Genomic DNA, 21,381 nt, shown 5'->3' on the forward strand with positions numbered 1-21,381 from the left:
CGTGGTCGCAGCCGCGGCGAAGTCGACGGTCAGAATCATGATCCACTTAAGCCGAGTGGTGTTGGCAAACCCTGAGCCGTCGTCGGTGGTCTGTTCTGCGGCCGGGCTCATAACCGTGAGGGGCGGCCGGGTTCGGTGCCCACGTCGCTCAGTGAGTGCCTGTATGCCAGCGTCGATGCCCCTGGCTCTCGTGCCGGTGGTCGGTCTTGTCGCCTTCGTGGCCGGGCCGTGGGTGCTGGTGCCCGCGGAGTTCGGGGAGACGGTCGATTCGCCGCGGGCGGTGGCCACCCTGCTGGTTCCCGCCGCGGCCGTCGCCGCCGGCGTGGTAGGCACCCTGATCTACCACGCCTGAGCCCCGGCCCGGGCGGAAACGCGTGACTCCGGCCCTGGACCGAGAACGCGTGGCTCCGGCCCTGGACCGAGAACGCGTGGCTCCGGCCCCGGACCGAGAAGGCGTGGCTCCGGCCCCGGACCGAGAAGGCGTGACTCCAGCACCGGACAGCGCCCCAGGAATCCGGCACCCCGGCCCCGGCACGACCACCGGGACCGGGCTGAACCTCACTCCGGGCCGGCCTCGGCCACCGCGTCGAGCACCTGCTGACCGAACTTGGTCAGCTTGCTCTGGCCGACCCCGCTCACCGTCCCCAACTCGTCCATCGTCCGCGGGCTCAACGCCGCGATCGCCCGCAGCGTCGCGTCGTGGAAGATGACGTACGCCGGAACGCCCTGCTCCTTGGCGACCGACCCGCGCCACGCCCGCAGCCGTTCGAAGACCGGGACCGCCGCCTCCGGCAGGTCCACCGGCGGGGCCGCGGCCCGGCCGCCCGAACCGCCCCGGCTGCCACCGCTGGAACGGCCCGCTTTCGGGGCCGCCGTCTCGCGGCGCATCATCAGTTTGCGTTCGCCGCGGAGCACCTCGCTGCTGCGTTCGGTGAGGACCAGTGTTCCGTATTCTCCCTCGACCGCGAGGAAACCGCCCGCCAACAGTTGCCGGACCACGCCACGCCACTCGGCCTCGCGCAGGTCGGCGCCGATGCCGAAGACGGTCAGCTCGTCGTGCCGGAACTGGGTGACCTTGTCGGTGCGTTTGCCCGTCAGGATGTCGATGGACTGGCCGGCCCCGAATTTCTGGCCGCGCTCCTTCTGCAGGCGGAACACCGTGGAGAGCAGTTTCTGCGCGGGCACCGTGCCGTCCCACGATTCCGGCGGGTTGAGGCACACGTCGCAGTTGCCGCACGTCGGGGCGGTGTCCTGTTGACCGAAGTAGGACAGCAGTTGTTCGCGCCGGCAGGTCACGCTCTCGCACAGGGCCAGCATCGCGTCCAGGTGCCGGCCCGCGTTGCGCCGGTGGGCCGCGTCGCCGTCCGAACCGTCGATCATCTTGCGTTGCTGGACCACGTCCTGCAACCCGTACGCCAACCAGGCCGTCGACGGCAGCCCGTCGCGCCCGGCGCGCCCGGTCTCCTGGTAGTAGCCCTCCACCGATTTCGGCAGGTCGAGGTGGGCCACGAAGCGGACGTCGGGCTTGTCGATGCCCATCCCGAACGCGATCGTCGCGACCATCACCAGGCCGTCCTCGCGCAGGAACCGTGCCTGGTTGGCGGCGCGGGTCCGGGCGTCGAGCCCGGCGTGGTACGGCAGAGCGGGGATCCCGTTCTCGGTGAGGAACGACGCGTGTTTCTCCACCGAGGCCCGCGACAGGCAGTAGACGATGCCGCAGTGCCCGGCGTGTTCGCTGCGGAGCAGGTCGAGCAGTTGTTTGCTGGGTGCGTTCTTGCCGACGATGCGGTATTGGATGTTGGGCCGGTCGAAGCTGGCCGTGAAGTGCCGGGCGCCGGTGAGCTGCAGCCGGGTTGCGATCTCGTCGCGGGTGGCCGGGGTCGCGGTCGCGGTCAGGGCGATCCGCGGCACGTCGGGCCAGCGTTCGTGGAGCATCGACAGGTTGAGGTAGTCGGGCCGGAAGTCGTGGCCCCACTGTGCGACGCAGTGTGCCTCGTCGATGGCGAACAGCGAGATCGTGCCACGGTCGAGCAGCCGCTGCACACCGGGCGTGCCGAGGCCTTCCGGCGCGACGTAGAGCAGGTCCAGCTCGCCGGCGACGAACTCGGCCTCGACCAGGCGGCGTTCGTCGAGGTCCTGCGTGGAGTTGAGGAACCCGGCCCGCACGCCCAGGGTGCGCAGCGCGTCGACCTGGTCCTGCATGAGCGCGATCAGTGGCGAGATCACCACGCCGGTGCCCGGCCGGACCAGCGCCGGGATCTGATAGCACAGCGACTTGCCACCGCCGGTCGGCATCAGCACGAGGGCGTCGCCACCGGCGATCACGTGCTCGACGATGTCGCCCTGTTGCCCCCGGAACGCGGGGTAGCCGAAGACCCGGTTGAGGGCGTCGGTGGCGGTGGACACGGAGAGCGGGGGAACCGGCGAAGTCACCCCGCGATAGTAGAGACCCGCCATCAAGATCAGCTCACCCTGTGGATATCTATGGGGTGACCCCGGGCAGGCCCACCAGGTCGAGGATCTCCCGGGCCGGACTGCCCGGCACGGCGATCAGGGTGAGCGGGGCGTCCTCGCCGTGGCTCTCGGCGACCAGGTGCAGGGCGGACACCCCGGCGCTGGCCAGCAGGCTGACGTCGGTGAGGTCGATGGTCATCGGCACGGTGCCGCCGCGGCTGCGGCGCAGCAGTTCCTGGCGCAGGTGGGCGGCGGACGCCGCGTCCACCGCGCCGGCCAGCCGCACCTGGGCCTCGTCGCCGCCGGGCAGCTCGGCGATGGTCAGTTCGGCGGCCGCCGGGACGGCCGGCAGCGGCTCGTCGAAACGGGCGAGCAGCCGGGCCGGGCGGGTCAGCGGGTGCCGCAGGGTGGCCACCGTGCCGTTCGCACCGGGTTCGACGCGCAGGCTCTGCACCAGCTGGGCGGTCAGCGCCAGGCCGCGGCCGCGGGTCGGCCGGCGTTCCGGCACCTGCCAGCCGCCGTGGTCGGCGACCGACGCCTCGACCACGCCGGTGGCGTCCAGGGCGACCCGTACCGCGATGACGTCCTTGCCGAAGGTGCCGCCGAACGCGTGCTCGATGGCGTTGGTGGCCAGTTCGCCGATCGCGTGCTGCAGGACGAACACGTCGTGTTCGGCGGCGCCCACCGCGGTGAACCAGGTGGCGAGCCGGGCACGGGCACCGCGCAGAGCGGCCGGTTCGGCCGGCAGTTCCAGGACCAGTTCGGGTACGACCGGAACCCGCTGAGCCGCCAGCAGGGTGATGTCGTCGGCGTGGCCACCGGCCCGGACGAGCAGTTCCAGGGTCTGGGTGCAGACCCGTTCCGGCGCCGTCGACGTCGGCGCGTGCAGCGCCCGCCCGGCTGCCGCGTCCGCCGCGACCAGGGCGAGTTCCTCGGCGCTGTCCGGTCCGCTGCCGGGGCGTTCCAGGATCCCGTCGCTGTAGAGCAGCAGCAGGTCCCCGACGCCGATCCGGGTGGTCCGCACCGGGAACGTGCCGCCGGTGCCGAGCGGCATCCCGCCGGTGCCCGCGAGGTAGCGGCTGCCACCGGTCGCCGGGACCAGCAGCGGTGGCGGGTGCCCGGCGGTGCAGTACTCCACCTCGCCGGTCGCCGGGTCGAGCAGCGCCAGGCACACGGTGGCGGCGTGGGCGGCCCGGACCCGCTGGGCGAGACGGTCGGCGGCGGCCAGCGCCTCGCCGATGGCGGCCCCTGCGTCCAGGCGTTCCTGCAGCACCGCCCGGAGCTGGCCCATCACCCCGGACGCGGTGACACCGTGGCCGACCACGTCGCCGACGACCAGCGCGACCCGGCCGTCCGGGCGGGCCACCGCGTCGAACCAGTCCCCGCCGGCGGCGGTGTCCGCGTCGGCGAGCAGGTAGCTGGCCGCGATGTGCAGACCGGGCAGCACCGGCACGCCGGGCGGCAGCAGCTCCTTCTGCAGGGCGGTGATCACGTCACGGCTCTGTTCGTAGCGCCGGCGCAGCTGTTCGGCCTCGGCCTCGGCGGCCTGACCGGACCGGGCCAGGTCGGTGACGTCGAACCCGGCCCCGATCACCCCGCGCAGAGCGCCGTCCGCGTCCCGCCACGGCACGATGGTGAAGGTCGCGAACATCTCGTGGACCGAACCGTCGGGCAGGTCCAGGTGCGCCCGCCACTGCCGGCCGGCGATCGGCTGGCCGGTGCGGTACACCTCGTAGTACGCGTCGACGAACTGCTGGCCGGCGAGGTCGGCGATGACCTCGCGGATCGGCCGGCCGATCACGTCACGGCCCGGCAGGACGGCCCGGGTGGCCGCGTTGCACGCGACCAGCTCGAGCTCCGGTCCCTGGCACACGGCGAGGATGAAGGGCAACTGGTCGACGGCGGCGGCCATCGCTGCCGGCTCGCCGGGATTCAGCTCACCAGAGTCCGGAACGCTCACACCCGTCACCATCTCATCCTGCCGGACCGTCCGCGGGAAAGCGCCGGACGTCACTCGGCCAGGGGCAGATCGATCGTGTGCGCGGTGTGTGACGCCTTCACGCTCAGATAGCGTACGTTCGCCGCGGACAGGTGCACGCCGGTTGGCACACGCTGGGTCACGTCGATCCCCAGACCGGTCAACTGGGCGGCCTTGTCCGGGTTGTTGCTGAGCAGCCGGACCCGGTCCACGCCGAGGGCGAGCAACATCTGTGCCGCCGCGGTGTAGTCCCGCTCGTCCTCGCCACGGCCCAGCGCCACGTTCGCCTGGTACGTGTCCAGCCCGTCGTCCTGCAGCGCGTACGCGTCGAGCTTCGCGTACAGCCCGATCCCGCGGCCCTCCTGGCGCAGGTAGAGCAGGAAACCGCCCTGTTCGGCGATCCGCTCCACCGCCTCGCGCAGCTGCGGCCCGCAGTCGCAGCGCTGGCTGCCGAAGACGTCCCCGGTCAGGCACTCGCTGTGCGGGCGGACCAGCGGGGCCCGCCCGCCGGCCGCCGACTTGGTCAGGGCCCGCTGCCAGTCGCCGAGAGCGAGGGCCAGGTGTTCCTTGCCGTCGTCCAGACCGTCGAACGTCATCACCCGGGCGGTGGTGGAGTAGCCGTCGGGGAATCGCAGCGGCACCGTGACCTGCCGCCGGACGGACGCCTTCGTTACCGCCGCCGTCCCGGCCTCAGTTGTATACATCGGTCCTCCTCATTGGTCACCGCTGTGCTCAGCACCGTTGCCCGGAGATCGGCCGTCGAATCCTGCGGATATCGTGGGCAGGGCGACAACTTCGACCCGGGGTGAGCGGTGGCTGAGCGTCCTTACATCTTGCTGAGCTGTGGCATGTCTCTCGACGGCTACCTCGACGACGCGTCCGAGCGCAGGTTGCTGCTCTCCAACGACGCCGATTTCGACCGGGTCGACGAGGAACGGTCCCGGGTCGACGCGATCCTGGTCGGGGCGAGCACCATCCGCCAGGACGATCCGCGCCTGCTGGTGCGGTCGGCGCAGCGCCGGGCCGACCGGGTGGCGCGGGGCGAGCCGGCCGACCCGGTGAAGGTGACCGTGACCGGCCGCGGCGACCTGGATCCGGCGGCCGCGTTCTTCACCACCGGCGCGTCGGCGAAACTCGTCTACTGCGCGTCGCCCGGGGTGCCGGCCGCCCGGGACCTGCTCGGGGCGGCCGCGACGGTGGTGGACGGCGGCGATCCGGTCGACGTGTCCCGGGTCGCGGACGACCTGGGCGTGCGCGGGGTGCGCCGGCTGATGGTCGAGGGCGGCGGCCGGATGCACACCCAGTTCCTCACCGCGGGGATCGCCGACGAACTGCAGCTGGTGGTCGCGCCGTTCTTCGTCGGTGACGCGCGGGCACCCCGGTTCGTGCACGACGGCGACTTCCGCTGGGGACCCGATCATCGGGCCATTCTCGCCGAGGTGCGCCAGATCGGCGATGTGGTGCTGCTGAGATATGCGCTTTCCGACCGTTTCGGCATGCCCTGACGGGTCGTTCAAGCCGCGACACCACCGGTGAGTGCGGGCTTGCGACCCCCGGCCCGGATCGTGGCGCGGCGGGCCGGCGGGACCGCCGCCGGGATGATGATGGGCCGGGCCGCCATGGCCGGTGCGGGGGAGACCGGCGTGGTGGCGGCGATCCGGAACGCGAGGGCGGGAGCCGCGACGGGCAGCGCCGGCACGACGGGGAGAACCGGTGCGACGGGCAGCGCCGGCACCGCGAGAGCCGGGGCGCCGGCCGGGACGACCGCGCGGGACCGCACCCGGGAGACGGTCCGGACCAGCACGATCACCGCGCCGGGAGCCGCCGCCACGAAGGCCAGCAGGCCGTAGGCCACCGCGATCGTCAGGCCCTGCGACGCGCTCAGGCCGGCGGCGCCGAACGCCCAGGCCATCACGCCCTCGCGGGGACCCCAGCCGCCGATGTTCACCGGCAGGCCCATCGCCAGCAGGGCGAGCAGCAGCAGCGGCGCCAGGGTCAGCAGGGCGGCGCCACTACCGGCCGCCCGTGCCGCCACCATGAACGTCGCCAGGTGCCCGGCGAGCACCGCGGCCGAGGCCAGCAGCACGCCGGGACCGGTCCGCCGGGACAGCAGGCCGGCCCGCATCTCGGCCAGTCCGGTGCGGGCCGCCCCGGCCGCCCGGGAGGTGCCGCGCCGCATGCGCCGCAGCACGATCAGGGCCAGAACGCCGGCCAGGGCGGTTCCCACGGTCACCGCGGCCACCGTCGGTCCGTGCGCCTGGATCAGGGCCAACACCGGTGAGGGTACGAGCAGGAGCACCGCGGCCCCCACGACCAGCAGCACGATCTGTCCCGCCGTGCGTTCGAGCACCACGGCCCGCACGCCACGGCCCAGGTCACCGGAGCCCTTGCCGTGCCGCACCGCCCGGTCGACGTCGCCGAGCACACCGCCCGGCAGGGCCGCGTTGAGGAACAGCGCCTGGTAGTAGTCGGCGACCGCACCCCGCAGCGAGATCGGCATGCCCAGCCCGCGCGCGACCAGGCACCACCGCCAGGCACTCAACACGGTGGTGGCGGCACCGATGACCAGCGCCGCCACCAGAGCGTTCGCGTCGAGCACCCGCAGGCCGTCCAGGAACGCGCCGGTGCCCAGCTTCCACAGCACCGCGGCCAGGATGGCGGCACCGCCCACCAGGCGGGCCCAGGCCCAGATCGATCGCGTCACGTCCATCGTCCCCTCGTAGCTTCTGGGGATTAGTACGCCCGGCGCGCGGGGCAAGGTTCACTCGAAGATCGCTAAAACATCCTGGTGTCCCACGGAAGCGTGTGGCAGAGACGACAGCCGCCGCTCGAGATAGTCATCGAGGTCGAGGTCCGGGCGCTGTTCGCGGGCCGCCCCCGTCCAGCCGCGCAGCCACTCCGCGGTCAGTTCGGGCAGTTCCGGCCCGAGCTGCCAGGGGGTGTCGCGGACCAGCACACGGGCGCCGGCCTTCTCGAACGCGGCCGCCGCGAACGCCGGGGCGTCCGGCCCGAGCAGCCGCCGGCCGCCGGTCTCCTCACGCCGCTGGTGCTCGTTGAACGCGGCCTCGACCTCGGCGTCGCGCGGGTCGGCCGGGTCGAACCGGACCCGGCCGGTCACCGAAAGGGTGAACAGGGCGCTGGTCCGGGCCTGCGCGAGCACCGCGACCAGGTCCTCCACCTCGCCGGCGGTGAGCAGGTCGAGCAGCGCCGAGCAGGTGACCAGACCGGTGCCGGCCAGGTCGTCCGCGGTGAGCGCGGTCACGTCCCGCTCGTCGACGCCGACGCTCACCCCGTCCGGCATCCGGTCCGCCGCGATCTCCAGCAGCCGCGGGTCCCGGTCGGTGAGGATCCAGACCTGCGGCGACGGCAGCTGCGGGGCCAGCCAGCGGCCCAGCGAACCGGTGCCGCAGCCCAGGTCGCGGATCTCGGTGATGCCGGCCGGCAGCGCGGCGATCAGGTCGCCGGCCCGGGCGGCGGCGTCGGCCGGCTCGCGCAGGGCCAGCCAGTCGGGGCTGAACTCTCCGGTCATGTTGACTCTCCGTCCGTCAGGATCTCGCTCAGTCGCCGGGCGGTGTCGTCCCACCCGGTCAGGGTCGCGCGCCGGGCCCGGGCCCGGTCACGCCAGCGGGCGCGCAGCCGCGGGTCGGTGAGCCAGGCGCGCAGGACGGTGGCCAGGGCCTCCGGATCGCCGGGGGGCACCAGCTCACCGGGCGGCTCACCGCCGGGTGTCGTACCGAGCGCCTCGGGTACGCCGCCGACGGCGCTCGCCACCACCGGAATGCCGCGGGCCAGCGCCTCGGTGACCACCATCCCGTACGTCTCGGCCCGCGACGGCAGCACGAACAGGTCGGCGTTCGCGTACGCGGCGGCCAGGTCGTCGCCGCCGAGCGGGCCACGGAAGTGCAGCACGCCGGTGTGGTCCGGGGCCCGCGGCACCGGCCCGGCCCCGGCGAACGTGCACTCCCAGGTCAGGTCGCCGAGCTGCGCCAGCGCGGCGAGCAGCACGTCCTGGCCCTTACGCGGGGTCAGCGACGCGACGTTGAGCAGCCGGTGGCCGTCCGGGGAGGGCGTGGCGAGCGGCGCCGGGTCGACGCCGGGGGCGGCCACCCGCACCCGGGGCAGGCCGTGCATCCGTTCGACGCGGCGGCCCGCCTCGGCGCTGGTGGCCACCACGGTGGTCGCCAGGTGCAGGGCCCGCCGTTCCCGGGCGCGCAGCTCGGTGGCCTCGGACTCGGCGAGCCCGGTCTCGTCGCTGAGCGGCAGGTGCACCAGGATCACCAGGCGCAGCCGGCCGGCGTGCGGTTCGAGCAGCTCCGGGACACCGCAGGCGACGAGACCGTCGAGCAGGACGGTCGTGCCGTCCGCTGCCTCGGCGAGGACGGTGGACAGGGCGTCCCGCGCGTGTGCCCCGGGGCGGGGCCAGGTGCCGGGGAGTGCTTTCTCGCGTACCCCCGCAAGCCTTTGATCGTGATCTGCCAGGCGTTGGAGCACCTCGCGGTCGTAACGGTTGCCGCCGCTCGGCGCCGCCGGGTCGTCGATCCCACCCGGCAGCACCGCGATCAGCGCACGACTCACAGGATCCGCTCGTAGCTGGCCCAGGCGATGTGCGACTCGTGCAGTTTGACCTCGAGACCGGTGAGGCCGGAGGCGCCGCGGCCGAACTCGCCCGCCTTGACCCGCACCGCGATCCGGTCGGCGATCACCTTCGCCAGGAACTCGGTGGAGGTGTTGACGCCGGTGAACTCCGGGTCGTCGTCCAGGTTGCGGTAGCTCAGCCCCTGGCAGATGGTGTGCAGCTGCTCGCTCGCCTTGCCGATGTCCACCACGATGTTGTCGTCGTCGAGCTCCGGGCGGCGGAACGTGACGTCCACGACGAACGTGGCGCCGTGCAGGCGCTGGGCCGGTCCGAAGACCTCGCCGGAGAAGCTGTGCGCGATCATGATGTGGTCGCGGACGGTGACGCTGAACAAGGGCTTTTCTCCTCGCTACGGTGTTCTCGGGTGGTGACTACGGATACCCGCTGTAGAAAGATCAATTCACCGGGTAATCGATCACGTGGCACAACGCGGGAAGTGAGCCGTCGGCGATCCGGGGGAGGACCGCCGGGAGGTCGCCGAAGTCCGAGTGGCCGGTGATCAGGGCGTCGAATCTCGGGTCGGTCAGCAGGTCGAGGGCGACGGCCAGGCGTTCGGCGTAGTCGCGGTGCCGCTGGGGCTGGATGCCGCCGACCTGGCTGCTGCGGATGGTGAGCCGCTTCGAGTGGAAATTCTCGCCCAAAGGAAGACTTATCCGTTTATCGCCGAACCAGCTGAGTTCGACGACGGTGCCTTCGGTGCGCAGGATGTTCAATGCCGTGGTCAGACCCTGTTCGGTGGCGGAGGCGTGGATCACCAGGTCGCGGTCCACGGTCGCGTCCGCCGGCTGCCGGAACCGGATGTCCAGTGACTTGGCGAGATCCGCCCGAGTGGGGTCGATGTCGATCAGCTCGACGTCGGTGGCCGGGAGCCCGGCCAGGACCGCCGCGACCGACGCGCCGACCATGCCACCGCCGACCACGGTGATCCGGTCGCCGATCTGCGGATGCGCGTCCCACACCGCGTTCACCGCCGTCTCCACCGTGCCGGTCAGCACCGCCCGGGCCGCCGGCACACCCGCCGGCACCACCGTCACCGCACTCGCCGGCACCACGAACCGGGTCTGGTGCGGGAACAGGCTGAAAACGGTCCGGCCGACCAGCTCCGGCACCCCGGCCTCGACCACGCCGACGTTCAGGTAGCCGTACTTCACCGGGCCCGGGAAGTCACCCTCCTGGAACGGCGCCCGCATCACCGGCCACTGGCTCTGCGGCACCCGCCCCTGGAAGACGAGCGTCTCGGTGCCCCGGCTCACCCCCGAGTGGAGTGTGCGAACCACCACATCACCGTCACCCGGATCGGGCACGGAAGCCGTGCGTATCTCCCCCGATCCCGGGCAAGCCAACCAGAAGGCACGGGCAGTTTCTGACAACGGTGGACCTTTCTGTGAACCGAAAGCCCCCGCTGAGCGTGTCAATCGGGGACAGCAGCTAGACCCTACGTCCAGGAGGAACGGTGACCATCAGTACCGCCACGACCACGACGGGTCCGTCCCGGGCCCCGCTGGCCGGGTTCGGGGCTCAGCTCCTCCTCCTCGCCGTTCTGGCCGCGACCACCGGGCTCAGCGCGACGGGATGGGTGGCCGGGATGGTCTACGGCGCGGTCCTCTGCGGCCTGCTCGACGCGGCCATGCGCCGCGCCGGGGTCACGTGGATCGGCTGGGCGAACCTGGTCACCCTCAGCCGCGCGATCCTCGCCGGCGGCGTGACCGCCCTGATCTTCTCGTTCACCCACGCCCCCGCACTGCTCGTCGTGAGCATCGCCGCGGTGGCCCTGGCCATGGACGGCGTCGACGGCCAGGTGGCCCGCCGGACCGGCACGACCAGCGCCCTCGGCGCCCGGTTCGACATGGAGGTCGACGCCTTCCTGATCCTGGCCCTCAGCTTCGCCGCCGCCGCCGAATACGGCTGGTGGGCCCTGGCGATCGGCGCGTTCCGGTACGCGTTCGTCGCCGCGTCCTGGGCGATGCCGTGGCTCAACGCCCCGCTGCCGCCCAAGTTCGGCCGCAAGGTGGTCGCCGCCCAGCAGGGTGTGATGCTCGCCGTCGTGGTCAGCGGACTCCTGCCGACCTGGCTCGCCGTCGCCGCCCTGGTCGTCGCACTCGGATCGCTGACCTGGTCGTTCGGCCGCGACATCGGCTGGTTGTACCGCACGTCGCGAGCCCTCGAAGAAGCCCGCAGCCGCTGGTCGGCGCCGCGGGCCCACGCACTCGCCACGCGCTGAGAAGCCGCTCCACCGCATGCCCGGGCCGTCACGATCCGGGCATGCCCCGTCTCTCAGGCCCGGTGGGACAGCCGGTCGTGCCACTCCGCCGCCCGCACCTCACCCAGATCGGCCAGCCGTGCCAGGCTGCCCAGCGCGTTCTGCACCGAACCACGATCCAGCATCACCCGGATCGCCTTCTCCGCGGCGTTCCAGTCGAGCGTCCCCCCGCGCGCCGCCTGACCGATCAGGATCTCGATCGCCTCGTCCTCGTGACCGTTCTCGATCAACTGATCGGCGGCCCGCATCACCGCGAAGAAATCACTGCTGGCCGTACCGCCGAGCAGCCGGTCGGCCAGGCCCCGCCGGTGCAGCACGGTCGCCAGCGCCCCGGCCGTGCGCGGATCACCGGCGTGCTCCTCCAACTGCTGCACGGCGGTGCCGAACTGCGCCGCGGAGAGCTGGTCCAGCAGCAACAACGCGTTCCCGTCGCCGAGCCGGGCGGCCCGGTCGGCGGCCAGCGCCAGATCCCCGAACCGGCCGGTGGCACCGAGCAACCCGGCCAGCTCACCGACCACCGCCGCGTCGCCGTGCCGGTGCAGCCGATCCTGTAGAAACCGGACACGCCCCTCGTCGACGGGGTCGTCGCGCTTCTTCCGCCACTTGCCCAGCACCGGTACATCATCGCCGCGTTGGCGCAGGCGGGAGGCTTTTCCCCGGTCTTGCGCCGCGGCGGGGGCTGCTTTCCTGGGTAACCGCATCCCCGGCGGCTGCTTCCCCCGGCGGCTGCTTCCCCCGGTGGCTGCTTCCCGTGGTGGCTGCTTTCCGTAGTGGTCAGCGCACACGGGCGATCGAACCGGGCGGGGCCGGTGGAACGGCGTCCGGGTGCAGGATCGCGGCGATCGCCTCCACCCCGTCGACCAGACGTGGCCCCGGCCGGACCACCAGACCGTCACCGTCGACCGCCCACACCGCGGCGCCCGGGAAATGCGGCACCACCGCGGCGGCCTGCTCGACCGCGCCGTCCAGGTGGAAACCGCACGGCGTCACCAGCACCACATCCGGCCCGGGCGCGGCCAACTCCGCCCAGGAGGTCGCCGCCGACCGCCGGCCGCCCCGGTGCGCGACCGGCTCCCCACCGGCCGCCCGCACCATGTCCGGCACCCAGTGACCCGCACCGAACGGCGGATCCACCCACTCCACCACCGTCACCCTCGGCCGCGGGCGTCCGGCCACCCGCATGGCCACCGCAGCCAGCCGCCGCTCCAGCCGGGCGGTCAGCCTCCGGCCCTCCTCTGGTACGCCGGAAGCGCGGGCCACCTGCTCGAACGTGGCCAGCACCTCGGCGAGCGTGTAAGGATCCAGTGACAGCACGTCGGCCCGGCACCCCAGATGCGCCAGGGCCTCGTCCACGTGACCGGACGGCAGCGCACACACCCGGCACAGGTCCTGCGTGATGATCAGCTCGGGCGCCAGGGTGGCGAGGGCGTCCGCGTGCAGCGTGTACAGGTCGTCGCCGGCAGCCATCCGGGCCCGCACGTACCCGTCGATCTCGCCGGGCGTCATCCCCCGGGTGTCCCGGCCGCCGACGACCACGGTCTTGGTGGCGCGGGCCTCGGCCGGCTCGTCACACTCGAACGTGACCCCGACCAGGTCGTCACCCAGCCCCAGCGCGTAGACGATCTCGGTGGCCGACGGAAGCAGGGAGACCAGTCGCATCCCTCGATTCTGCTCGTCGCGTCTTCGACTCGTCTCCCGCTGCCCTGCTTCCCCCTCCGTCTCGGCGTCCCTCAGTCTCGGCGTGCCGTCTCCCGCAGCCCTGCTTCCTGTGCCCCGGCGTGCCGTCTCCCGCCGGGTCGTCGGCCGAAAGGTGGAGGCCCAGCCCGGCGATTCCGTCCCCGGTCCGATGTGATCAGGGGGTGGCGGGCGGAAGGCTGTCGGCAGCGCGGAGACACGCGGCCGATCAGCGGGGAGGGCCCACCACCATGCACACCGGAACGCAGGAGCACACCGACACGATCGTCCTGGACTACCTGGCGGCGCTCTGGGCCGCCGGCGAGGACCTGCCGCCGGCCGCCCGGGACGAGTTGATGAACACGGTCGCCCGCTACACGGCCGTCCGTCGCGACCTGTCCGGAGATGCGGGGCAACTACTGGCCCGGCTCGGACCGCCGGAGCAGCTCGTCGAGGCGGTACGGCGCGGAAATCTCCCCACCCACCTGCGGTTGCCGCCGTCCCTCGCCGCCGATGCCGTTGCGGCCGGCCTCACCAGCGGACCGGCGGGCGCGCCCCCGACGCCGGGACCGGTCGCCGGCGGCGAACCGATCGCGCTCACCCTGCTGCTGGCGATCACCTTCGTCCTGCCGGTGGTCAGCCCCACCGCCGCCATGCTGCTCATCGCCGGCTCCCCCCGGTGGACACCCGAGCAGAAGGCGGCCGGGTGGATGCTGACCACCGGCTCCAGCTTCGGCGCGATGCTCTTCGTGCTGTTGGTCGCCGGCGTACCCCTGTTCAGCGGCCTCGGCGTGTTCCTGATCTACCTGGCCGGTTGCGCGGGCTCGGTGGCCGCCGGCCTGATGCTGCTCACGTCGATGCGCCGTTCAGGTGCCCATCCGGCCTGACGAACCACTCGGCTGGTGCCGTCGTTACTGGTGCCGTCGTTACTGCTGCCGCTGTGCCGTGCGCGACGGCTCGCTGTGCCGCAATGCCGCTCAGCTCGAGTGCGTTGGTGGTCGGCCGGTGTCGTTGCTGCTCGCGTTGTCCGGCCCTCGTCGTCAGTCGCGTGGTGTGCAGACGGCTACCGCAGATGACGGCCGCGCCGCTCCTGCCGTCGTCTGCGGTTGAGTTTCGTCCCTTGGGCAGCCGTCGTCGGCGGCTCGATGGGCTCAGCCGTCGTCTGTGGTTGTTGTGGGTTTCTGGTTGAGCCGTGGTGGGCGGCTGGTCTTGTTCGGCCGTCGTCTGTGGTTGTTGTGGATCTCCGGTTGAGCCGTGGTCGACGGCGGGGCGTTCCGCAATGCCGTTCAGTCTCAGTTGATCGTGATTCTGACCAGGAGCTTCGTGTCGGCTGTCATCGCGTCAGCCGAGCGGCGTCTTCGGCCGCCTCGCACGTCAGTGCTTCTCGGCAACTCGTGGCCGCCACGAGCCGTTGCCACGATCGACAGCGGCCGGGTGGGCACTGATTCCGCTCGGCTTATGTTGATCTTGGCGGGGCCTGCTGAGGCCGGGAGTGGCTGGACTGCGCCGATGCGCGGGGTGACCGGAGGCGTTGTTCGGCGGGCACGTTGGTGGCCGTGACGAAGCCCCTGGTCAGGATCGTGATGCGGCGGTTCGTCGGCTGTTCAGGGCAGGGTCAGGGTGGCGGCTACGGGGCGGTGGTCACTACCGGTGGGCGGGAGTGACCACACGCGGGAGACGGACAGGGAACGGGCCATCACCTGGTCGATGCGGGCCATGGGGAGGGCGCCGGGCCAGCTGAAGGCGAAGTCGCGGGCTGTCACACCTACATGGGCGGTGACGGGGGACAGGCCGCGGTCGTCCAGGGTGCTGTTCAGGTCGCCTAACAGGATGATCCGGTCCAGGGGTTCCGCTGCCAGGGCCTGGCCCAGGCGGTGGGCGCTCTCGTCGCGGCGCTGGGAGGCGAAGCCGGTGAGGCCGATGCGTACCGAGGGGAGGTGCGCGACGTAGACGGCGATGTCGCCGTGCGGGGTTCGGGCGACGGCGCGCAGGCCACGGTTCCAGTCGGGGCCCACACCGGACGGGCGGATGTCCAGCAGGCGGGCCTCGGTCAGAGGGAATCGGGACCAGAGGGCGACCGTGCCCTGGACCGTGGAGAACGGATAATTCCTGGCGAAGACCGCCGCATAGGCGGGCAGGGCTTCCGGGACCATCTCCTCCAGCCCGATCAGGTCCGCGCCAGTGGCGGCCAGCTGCTGTGCGGTGCCGGCCGGATCGGGGTTCTCGTCGCTGACGTTGTGCTGTACGACGGTCAGGGCAGTGCCGCTGCCGGCAGGGTCTGACGGCGTCAGGTAGGGGGCGAAGATCCCCAGCCAGGCTGCCAGGGGGAGCAGGGCGGCCAGGAGCGCGGGGCGGGAACGGCCCCACCAGGCGAGCAGCAGCAGCGGGAGGACTCCCAGGGCCAGCCACGGGCGGAAGGCCTCGACCAGGCTGCCGAGCCGGCCGACGCTGTTGGGAACCAGGCTCGGAAACAGCAACACGAGGGTGAGGAGTGCCGCGAGGGGCACACCCAGCAGTAGTCCGGACCGTCGGCGCATCGACTGATCCTGGCACCCGCATGCCAGCGCCCTTCGGGTCGGCTCAGCGGGCGGTGCTGACGGCCGGGCTCAGCAGGTGGTGGCGACCGGGCTCAGCGGGCGGTGCTGACGACCGGACTCAGAGGTGGCGCATGACCAGCCGGGTTCCGGAGGGCGGTGCTGACGGCCGGGTCAGGGGGCGGTTCCCAGGATCTCGGTCAGGACGGTGTTCCACAGGGCCTGCGGGGGGACCTCGTGGCCCACGCCGTCCAGCCAGACCAGGCGGGCGCCGGGGATGGCGCGGGCCAACTCCTCGGGGTGTTGCGCGGGGAATCTGCGATCCAGGGTGCCGTGCAGGACGACGGTCGGCGCGGTGATGGTGCCCAGGCGGTCGCGGACCGGTAGGCAGTGGCCGGCCAGACGGTGGTTGGTGCGGGCGGCGGACAGGTCGGTGGAACGGTCGAAGACGCGTTCGGCCAGGCGGCGCAGGTAGGGCTCGTCGGGGGTGAACGGGCCGCCGCCGGCCCGGATCTCGGCGATCAGCTGGGTCACCGCGGAACGGCGGTCGGACCAGTCGACCTCGAGGTCGGTGGCGGTCGCGGTTCGGGTGGCGACACGAATGGTGCCGGTGCGGACCGGTGGAGCGAGGTCGGCGTCGCCGTCGGAGGAGACGGCGCCGTCGGAGACCGGGCCGTCGTCGGGGGCGGCTGCGGCGGCCGGCCCGGCCGTGGTCGCTATCAAGGACAGGGTGAGCACCCGGGTGGGGTGCTCGACGGCCATGCGCTGGGCCAGGGCACCGCCGAGGGAGAGGCCGACCAGGTGGGCGGCCCGGATGTGCAGGGCGTCGAGTACGCCCAGCGCGTCGTTCATCAGGTCGATGCCGGAGTAGGCCGGCCCGGCCGGGAACGAAGTGGAACGTCCGGTGTCCCGGTGGTCGTAGCGGATGACGAAACGTCCGCCGGCCGCGAGGCGGCGGCAGAACTCGTCGTCCCACCAGTCCATCGAGCTGGCTTCGCCGGCCAGGAGGAGCAGGGCGGGATCGGTAGCTTCGCCGAAGGTCTCCGTGCACAGTTCGATGCCGTTGACGGGCATCATCGTCTCGGTCACCACAGGATCATTGTGGCGAGCCTCACTGACAGCCACGTTAAATGGACATCACATCGGATGACCTGCTGCCTGAGAGAATGCTCGGTTCGGCCTCGCGCGGGGCAGTCCGAAGACAGGCGCGCGGGGCAGTCCGAAGACAGGCGCGCGGGGCCGTCCGAAGGCAGACGCGCGGCTGTCTGGGGACAGACGCGCGGACTTGTCCGGGGACGGGAGACGCGGTGTCCCGGCGGCCGGGGGCCACCGGGACTCGGTGCGGGCGCGGCGGGCAGCGGCCGCCACACGTCGGTCAGTGGCGGGCCTCGGCGGGGACCGCGGCGGCGGCCCGGGCCTGGTTGCGGACCACGCGCAGGGACACGCCGGTCAGGGTGAGCGCGACGGCGAAGAGAGCCAGGTGCAGGGCCGGGTCGATGATCGGCACGAAGGCGATCACCGCGACCGGGATCTGCACCACGGCGATGAGCGCGGCGAGCAGCCGGCGGCGGCCACCGCTCCACAGCATGGCGGTCCACACCGGTGAGGTGACGATCAGGAGCGTCAGTCCGTCCAGCACGGCGTGCAGTGCCGGGTTGTGCACCCGGTTGTGCGCGAAGGCCTGGGCGGGGGTGGCGATCCAGAGGCCGGCGAGGGTCAGGGCGAGTACGAGAGCGGCGCGACGCATGGGGTCCTCCAGCGTGATCAGACCGTTGCTCCGAGTAATCAACGTACCGAGCCCGCCGGGGACGCGTAAAGGGTCACGCCGATTCATTCGCCTCCGTGCCAATGTCACTCAGTGTAAATGAAGCTGGCCGAAAGGATGGTTGGCTACGCCTGGTGACCATCGCTAGCCTGCTGGAGTGCGTTTGTTGGAGAGTGTCATGGCTGCCACGATCACTGTGAGTGCAACAGGAGCTGGTTACGTTGCGTTGAAACCCGAGGAGTTGACCGCCAAGGCGCAGGTTGTCGCGGACCAGGCGACGTGCCGGACCGTGGACACGGCGATCCTCGGGTACCTCGTGCTCAACGACGTCGAGCCGACCTCGGTCGACGACCTGAAAGGCCTGGTCAGCGGGGACATCTCGCGGTACAGCATCGTGAACGGGGTGGCCGCCGGCCCGGGCTGCGCGACACGGGGCTGATAGGGGAAGGGGCGTGACCACTCACGCGGGCCGCGCGGGCCGGGGAGCGTCAGCGACACCGGGCCGCGCCCTCGGCGGGAGCGACGGTCGGCACCCACCACCCCGCTGCGACAGCGGTTTTAAGCTCTTGACCGTGAATCTGTGGTTCGGGCTGCTGAACCGGACTCTGAACCCGGCCGTCCTTCGCCTGATCAACCGGGGGAGAGGGCCGTTTTCACTGGTCAGGCACGTGGGGCGGCGTAGTGGGAAGTCCTACGAGACGCCGTTGTGGCTGATCGCGCTCGATGGTGGGTTCCTGGCGGAGCTGACCTACGGGCCGTCCGCGGACTGGCATCGCAACGTGGTGGCGGCCGGTGGGCGCTGTCAGGTCGTGCACCGGGGCACCACCCACGAGATCGACCGCATCGATCCGTATGATCCGGGTAGGGCCCTGCGGGTATTCGGCCGCCCGGCCGCGCTCGTCCTACGTCTGACCGGGCGCCGGGATTTCCGTTTTCTCCGTGTCACCCGTGTGAAACCGCAGGTGGAGGATGAGTGAACGGCCTCTGGGGCGGATGGCCCGGGCGGACGTCATACCATCGGGGCGACCACCGGACATGACGGAAACGGGTGATGATGGAGACGTTGGAGTTCCAGGCCGAGGCGCGCCAGCTGCTGCAGCTGATGGTCCATTCGATCTACTCGAACAAGGACATCTTCCTGCGCGAGCTGATCTCGAACGCGTCCGACGCCCTGGACAAGCTGCGCCTGGCGAAGCTGCAGGACGGCCTCGAGGCGGACATCTCCGACCTGCACATCGAGATCGAGGCGGATCCCGAGGCGCGAACCCTGACGGTGCGCGACAACGGCATCGGCATGAACCGTGACGAGGTCATCGACCTGATCGGCACGATCGCCAAATCCGGCACCGCGGAGCTGCTGTCCAAGCTCAAGGAGGCCAAGGAGAGCCCGGAGCTGATCGGCCAGTTCGGCGTCGGCTTCTACTCGACGTTCATGGTCGCCGACAAGGTCACACTGGTGACCCACAAGGCGGGCACCGAGGGCCACGGCACGCGCTGGGAGTCGGACGGCGGGGGCACCTACACCATCGAGGATGCCGAGGACGCCCCGGTCGGCACCACGATCACGCTGCACCTGCGGCCGAAGGACGAGGACGACGCGCTCTTCGACTACGCCGAGGACTGGAAGATCCGGGAGATCGTCAAGCGGTACTCGGACTTCATCTCCTTCCCGATCCGCAAGGGCGAGGAGACGCTGAACTCGCAGAAGGCGCTCTGGGCGCGTCCGCGCAGCGAGGTGACCGAGGAGGAGTACCACCAGTTCTACCGGCACATCAGCCACGACTGGTCGGACCCGCTCGAGATCATCAACATGAAGGCGGAGGGCACCTTCGAATACGAGGCCCTGCTCTTCATCCCGTCGCGGGCCCCGCACGACCTGTTCCAGCGGGACGCCCGCCGCGGCCTCCAGCTGTACGTCAAGCGCGTCTTCATCATGGACGACAGCAAGGAGTTGATCCCCGACTACCTGCGCTTCGTCAAGGGTGTCGTGGACGCGGCCGACCTGTCGCTGAACATCTCCCGGGAGATCCTGCAGCAGGACCGGCACATCCAGATGATCCGGCGCCGCCTGGTCAAGAAGGTCCTGTCCACCATCAAGGACCTGATGAGCAGCAACCCGGAGAAGTACGCGACGTTCTGGCGCGAGTTCGGCCGGGCCGTCAAGGAGGGCCTGCTCAGCGAGCCGGACAACCACAAGCCGATCCTGGAGATCTCGTCGTTCTCCTCGACCGCCGGCACCGAGCCGACGACGCTCGCCGCCTACGTGGAGCGGATGAAGGACGGCCAGGACGAGATCTACTACCTGACCGGGGAGACCCGCTCGCAGGTGGAGAACTCGCCGCACATGGAGGCGTTCCAGGCGCAGGGCTACGAGGTGCTGATCCTCACCGATCCGGTCGACGAGATCTGGGCCGACGCTGTACCTGAGTTCGACGGCAAGAAGCTGCGCTCGATCGCCCGCGGCTCGGTCGACCTGAAGAAGGACGACGCGGAGCCGGAGAAGGAGCCGGAGGGTGACTTCGCGCCGCTGCTCGGCTTCCTCAAGGAGAAGCTCGACGAGCAGGTCAAGGAGGTGCGCCTGTCGCACCGTCTGACCACCTCGGCGGCCTGCCTGGTCAGCGACGCCGACGACATCACCCCGGCACTGGAGAAGATGTACCGGGCGATGGGCCAGGACGGCCCGCGGGTCAAGCGGATCCTCGAGCTGAACCCGAACCACCCGCTGGTCAGCGGCCTGCGGTCGGCGCACGAGGGCAACGCCGACGAGGCGTCACTGCCGGACACCGCCGAGCTGTTGTACGGCACGGCGCTGCTGGCCGAGGGCGGCGACCTGGAGGACCCGGCCCGGTTCGCCAAGCTGCTCGCGGACCGGCTGGCGAAGACGGTCTGATCAAAAGAGGCCGGCGCCCCTTTTACAGGGGCGCCGGCCTCTTTTCAAAGATGTCAGCGCAGGAAGTCGTCGAACTCCCCGCGCTTGACACCGTCCACGAAGGCGTCGAACTCGGCCGTCGTGTAGACGACCATGTCACCGTCGGGCCGCCGCGAGTTCCGGACGGCGATGGTGTCCTGGTCCACCTTGGCGATCTCGACACAGTTGAGGCTGGCGCTCTTGGTCGCGACACGCCAGGTCAGTTCTTCGCGGCTGAAGTCCGCACGAGTCATGGGTGATCGTCTAGCTTTCTCGGGAACGGAGAGCGGCGTCGACGAGTTGCAGCGACTCGGCCTCGTCCGCCGCCGACTCCGATAGATGGGCGAAAATGGTCCGGCAGCGGTTCACGTCCTCCGTCTTGCTCTCGGAGACGGCGCCGAGTGTCGTCTCCGCGTGGACCCGATCGCTGATGAGATCGTCTGCGAATTCTAATATCGAGAATCCCCCGACGAGGGCCGAAGCGGCACTCGCCACGACGGGCAGGATCTGCAGGACCACATTCGGCAGTTCGGCGCATTCGCGCAGGTGGATCAGCTGGTCCCGGGAGGTGGCGGCGTCGCCGACGCGGGCCGCGAGGACGGCTTCGCCGAGCACCACGTGCAGGGTGACCGGGTCCTCGGAGAACAGGATCCGCTGCCGCATCATCCGGAAGTCCACCGCCTCCTCGAGCTCCCGGCGGCCCAGGCCGGGTTCGACGTCGGCGAGCAGCGCCCGGGCGTACGCCCGGGTCTGCAGCAGACCGGGCACCAGCGCCAGCTCGTAGTTGCGGATCGTGGTGGCGCCCGCCTCGAACCCGACGTAGTCCGAGGGGGTGTTCCACTTCGACCACCAGCCCTCCTCGTGCGCCGCGCGGGCCAGGTTCTTCAGGCTCTCCGCGGCCGCCGGGCCGAGGTGGTAGTGGTCGCAGAGGGCGCCGATGTAGACCAGGATCGGCCGCCGCTGCCCGTTCTCCAGGCGGCTCATCACCGACGGGTTGACGCCGAGGGCCCTGGCGACGTCCGCCGCTTTCAGGCCGGCGGCCTCCCGGTGGCGGCGCAACTCGTCACCCAACTGGCGGCGGAGCAGCACGGGGCTGGTCCGGCGTGTCACGGGCACCTCCAAGGTCGTGGATCCACGATAGGGCCGCGAGGGGACCGGCCGCGACTGTCGGC

Annotated in this window: 21 protein-coding genes and 1 pseudogene; 7 read left to right on the forward strand and 15 right to left on the reverse strand. The window is 71.4% G+C overall.

The genetic code is table 11. The features are described from left to right. The first annotated feature begins 175 nt into the window (after nt 1-175). Entirely contained in the window at nt 176-352 is a 177-nt protein-coding gene (locus QSK32_RS04890; RefSeq protein WP_285471299.1) for a hypothetical protein, read from the forward strand. Between the two features lie 206 nt (nt 353-558). Here QSK32_RS04890 and recQ read toward each other — a convergent pair whose 3' ends face one another. The 3 genes from recQ to QSK32_RS04905 are packed head-to-tail and all read right to left on the reverse strand — an operon-like array spanning nt 559 to nt 5,136. Then, nucleotides 559-2,433 carry a DNA helicase RecQ gene (gene recQ, locus QSK32_RS04895; protein ID WP_285471300.1) on the reverse strand — a complete coding sequence of 625 codons (1,875 nt, stop codon included), beginning with the start codon at nt 2,431-2,433 and terminating at the stop codon, nt 559-561. Between the two features lie 49 nt (nt 2,434-2,482). Further along, the gene (locus tag QSK32_RS04900; RefSeq protein ID WP_245674359.1) at nt 2,483-4,414 is read right to left on the reverse strand and encodes a SpoIIE family protein phosphatase; all 1,932 of its coding nucleotides are present in this window, start codon (nt 4,412-4,414) and stop codon (nt 2,483-2,485) included. Between the two features lie 50 nt (nt 4,415-4,464). Next, nucleotides 4,465-5,136: a GTP cyclohydrolase II gene (locus tag QSK32_RS04905; RefSeq protein ID WP_045748224.1), complete on the reverse strand. Its 672-nt coding sequence runs from the start codon at nt 5,134-5,136 to the stop codon at nt 4,465-4,467. Nucleotides 5,137-5,244: 108 nt separating this feature from the next. On the opposite strand from QSK32_RS04905, the gene QSK32_RS04910 reads away from it, so the two are divergent. Next, nucleotides 5,245-5,937 carry a RibD family protein gene (locus tag QSK32_RS04910; protein ID WP_285471301.1) on the forward strand — a complete coding sequence of 231 codons (693 nt, stop codon included), beginning with the start codon at nt 5,245-5,247 and terminating at the stop codon, nt 5,935-5,937. A gap of 245 nt (nt 5,938-6,182) precedes the next feature. Here QSK32_RS04910 and QSK32_RS04915 read toward each other — a convergent pair. The 5 genes and pseudogenes from QSK32_RS04915 to QSK32_RS04935 all read right to left on the reverse strand — a co-directional run. After that, a pseudogene (locus tag QSK32_RS04915) lies at nt 6,183-7,142 on the reverse strand (lysylphosphatidylglycerol synthase transmembrane domain-containing protein); the annotation flags it as partial. A gap of 51 nt (nt 7,143-7,193) precedes the next feature. Then, nucleotides 7,194-7,961: a class I SAM-dependent methyltransferase gene (locus QSK32_RS04920; RefSeq protein ID WP_045748223.1), complete on the reverse strand. Its 768-nt coding sequence runs from the start codon at nt 7,959-7,961 to the stop codon at nt 7,194-7,196. Next, a complete protein-coding gene (locus QSK32_RS04925) occupies nt 7,958-9,007 on the reverse strand; it encodes a glycosyltransferase family 4 protein (RefSeq protein ID WP_285471302.1) in 1,050 nt (349 codons plus the stop codon). Before QSK32_RS04925 ends, QSK32_RS04920 begins: the two co-directional genes overlap by 4 nt. Next, entirely contained in the window at nt 9,004-9,402 is a 399-nt protein-coding gene (locus tag QSK32_RS04930) for a 6-pyruvoyl trahydropterin synthase family protein (RefSeq protein ID WP_045748221.1), read from the reverse strand. The genes QSK32_RS04925 and QSK32_RS04930 overlap by 4 nt, the downstream gene beginning before the upstream one ends. 61 nt (nt 9,403-9,463) lie before the next feature. Further along, the gene (locus tag QSK32_RS04935; RefSeq protein WP_045748220.1) at nt 9,464-10,438 is read right to left on the reverse strand and encodes a zinc-dependent alcohol dehydrogenase; all 975 of its coding nucleotides are present in this window, start codon (nt 10,436-10,438) and stop codon (nt 9,464-9,466) included. An 83-nt stretch (nt 10,439-10,521) separates the two neighbouring features. On the opposite strand from QSK32_RS04935, the gene QSK32_RS04940 reads away from it, so the two are divergent. Continuing rightward, nucleotides 10,522-11,289, forward strand: coding sequence for a CDP-alcohol phosphatidyltransferase family protein (locus QSK32_RS04940; RefSeq protein ID WP_211275636.1), 768 nt, complete (start codon nt 10,522-10,524; stop codon nt 11,287-11,289). A 53-nt stretch (nt 11,290-11,342) separates the two neighbouring features. Here the strand turns inward: QSK32_RS04940 and QSK32_RS04945 are convergent, their stop codons facing one another. Continuing rightward, the gene (locus QSK32_RS04945; protein WP_045748219.1) at nt 11,343-11,942 is read right to left on the reverse strand and encodes a hypothetical protein; all 600 of its coding nucleotides are present in this window, start codon (nt 11,940-11,942) and stop codon (nt 11,343-11,345) included. 160 nt (nt 11,943-12,102) lie between these two features. After that, nucleotides 12,103-12,987 (reverse strand): ABC transporter substrate-binding protein, encoded by an 885-nt coding sequence (locus tag QSK32_RS04950; protein WP_285471303.1) that lies wholly within the window; start codon nt 12,985-12,987, stop codon nt 12,103-12,105. A 266-nt stretch (nt 12,988-13,253) separates the two neighbouring features. Between QSK32_RS04950 and QSK32_RS04955 the strand changes: the two genes are divergently transcribed. Then, a complete protein-coding gene (locus QSK32_RS04955) occupies nt 13,254-13,889 on the forward strand; it encodes an HAAS signaling domain-containing protein (protein WP_045748217.1) in 636 nt (211 codons plus the stop codon). A gap of 717 nt (nt 13,890-14,606) precedes the next feature. Here the strand turns inward: QSK32_RS04955 and QSK32_RS04960 are convergent. The 3 genes from QSK32_RS04960 to QSK32_RS04970 form a co-directional block, all read right to left on the reverse strand. Then, nucleotides 14,607-15,539 (reverse strand): endonuclease/exonuclease/phosphatase family protein, encoded by a 933-nt coding sequence (locus QSK32_RS04960; protein ID WP_285471304.1) that lies wholly within the window; start codon nt 15,537-15,539, stop codon nt 14,607-14,609. 171 nt (nt 15,540-15,710) lie between these two features. Further along, nucleotides 15,711-16,625: an alpha/beta fold hydrolase gene (locus tag QSK32_RS04965; RefSeq protein ID WP_245674109.1), complete on the reverse strand. Its 915-nt coding sequence runs from the start codon at nt 16,623-16,625 to the stop codon at nt 15,711-15,713. A gap of 286 nt (nt 16,626-16,911) precedes the next feature. Beyond that, nucleotides 16,912-17,283, reverse strand: a complete 372-nt coding sequence (locus QSK32_RS04970; protein WP_045744770.1) for a hypothetical protein — start codon at nt 17,281-17,283, stop codon at nt 16,912-16,914. Between the two features lie 244 nt (nt 17,284-17,527). On the opposite strand from QSK32_RS04970, the gene QSK32_RS04975 reads away from it, so the two are divergent. From QSK32_RS04975 to htpG, 3 genes are all read left to right on the forward strand, one after another. After that, nucleotides 17,528-17,740, forward strand: a complete 213-nt coding sequence (locus tag QSK32_RS04975; RefSeq protein ID WP_245674110.1) for a hypothetical protein — start codon at nt 17,528-17,530, stop codon at nt 17,738-17,740. 133 nt (nt 17,741-17,873) lie between these two features. Then, nucleotides 17,874-18,278, forward strand: coding sequence for a PNPOx family protein (locus QSK32_RS04980; RefSeq protein ID WP_052720808.1), 405 nt, complete (start codon nt 17,874-17,876; stop codon nt 18,276-18,278). A 77-nt stretch (nt 18,279-18,355) separates the two neighbouring features. Next, nucleotides 18,356-20,191 (forward strand): molecular chaperone HtpG, encoded by a 1,836-nt coding sequence (gene htpG / locus QSK32_RS04985; protein ID WP_502872504.1) that lies wholly within the window; start codon nt 18,356-18,358, stop codon nt 20,189-20,191. A gap of 53 nt (nt 20,192-20,244) precedes the next feature. Here the strand turns inward: htpG and QSK32_RS04990 are convergent, their stop codons facing one another. Then, nucleotides 20,245-20,463: a DUF397 domain-containing protein gene (locus QSK32_RS04990; RefSeq protein ID WP_045744772.1), complete on the reverse strand. Its 219-nt coding sequence runs from the start codon at nt 20,461-20,463 to the stop codon at nt 20,245-20,247. A gap of 10 nt (nt 20,464-20,473) precedes the next feature. Next, complete coding sequence (locus QSK32_RS04995; RefSeq protein WP_285471306.1) at nt 20,474-21,319, reverse strand: helix-turn-helix domain-containing protein; 846 nt, start codon at nt 21,317-21,319, stop codon at nt 20,474-20,476. Nucleotides 21,320-21,381: the final 62 nt, after the last annotated feature.

Origin of the sequence: Actinoplanes sp. NBRC 101535, assembly GCF_030269225.1 — a bacterium.
Taxonomy (GTDB): Bacteria; Actinomycetota; Actinomycetes; order Mycobacteriales; family Micromonosporaceae; genus Actinoplanes; species Actinoplanes rectilineatus.

Bases quoted from the DNA above. Each gene is read 5' to 3' on its own strand.
- QSK32_RS04905 (WP_045748224.1), bottom strand. From the start codon at position 5,136: ATGTATACAACTGAGGCCGGGACGGCGGCGGTAACGAAGGCGTCCGTC.
- QSK32_RS04955 (WP_045748217.1), top strand. From the start codon at position 13,254: ATGCACACCGGAACGCAGGAGCACACCGACACGATCGTCCTGGACTAC.
- QSK32_RS04920 (WP_045748223.1), bottom strand. From the start codon at position 7,961: ATGACCGGAGAGTTCAGCCCCGACTGGCTGGCCCTGCGCGAGCCGGCC.
- htpG (WP_502872504.1), top strand. From the start codon at position 18,356: ATGGAGACGTTGGAGTTCCAGGCCGAGGCGCGCCAGCTGCTGCAGCTG.
- QSK32_RS04990 (WP_045744772.1), bottom strand. From the start codon at position 20,463: ATGACTCGTGCGGACTTCAGCCGCGAAGAACTGACCTGGCGTGTCGCG.
- QSK32_RS04960 (WP_285471304.1), bottom strand. From the start codon at position 15,539: ATGCGCCGACGGTCCGGACTACTGCTGGGTGTGCCCCTCGCGGCACTC.
- QSK32_RS04890 (WP_285471299.1), top strand. From the start codon at position 176: ATGCCCCTGGCTCTCGTGCCGGTGGTCGGTCTTGTCGCCTTCGTGGCC.
- QSK32_RS04950 (WP_285471303.1), bottom strand. From the start codon at position 12,987: ATGCGACTGGTCTCCCTGCTTCCGTCGGCCACCGAGATCGTCTACGCG.
- QSK32_RS04970 (WP_045744770.1), bottom strand. From the start codon at position 17,283: ATGCGTCGCGCCGCTCTCGTACTCGCCCTGACCCTCGCCGGCCTCTGG.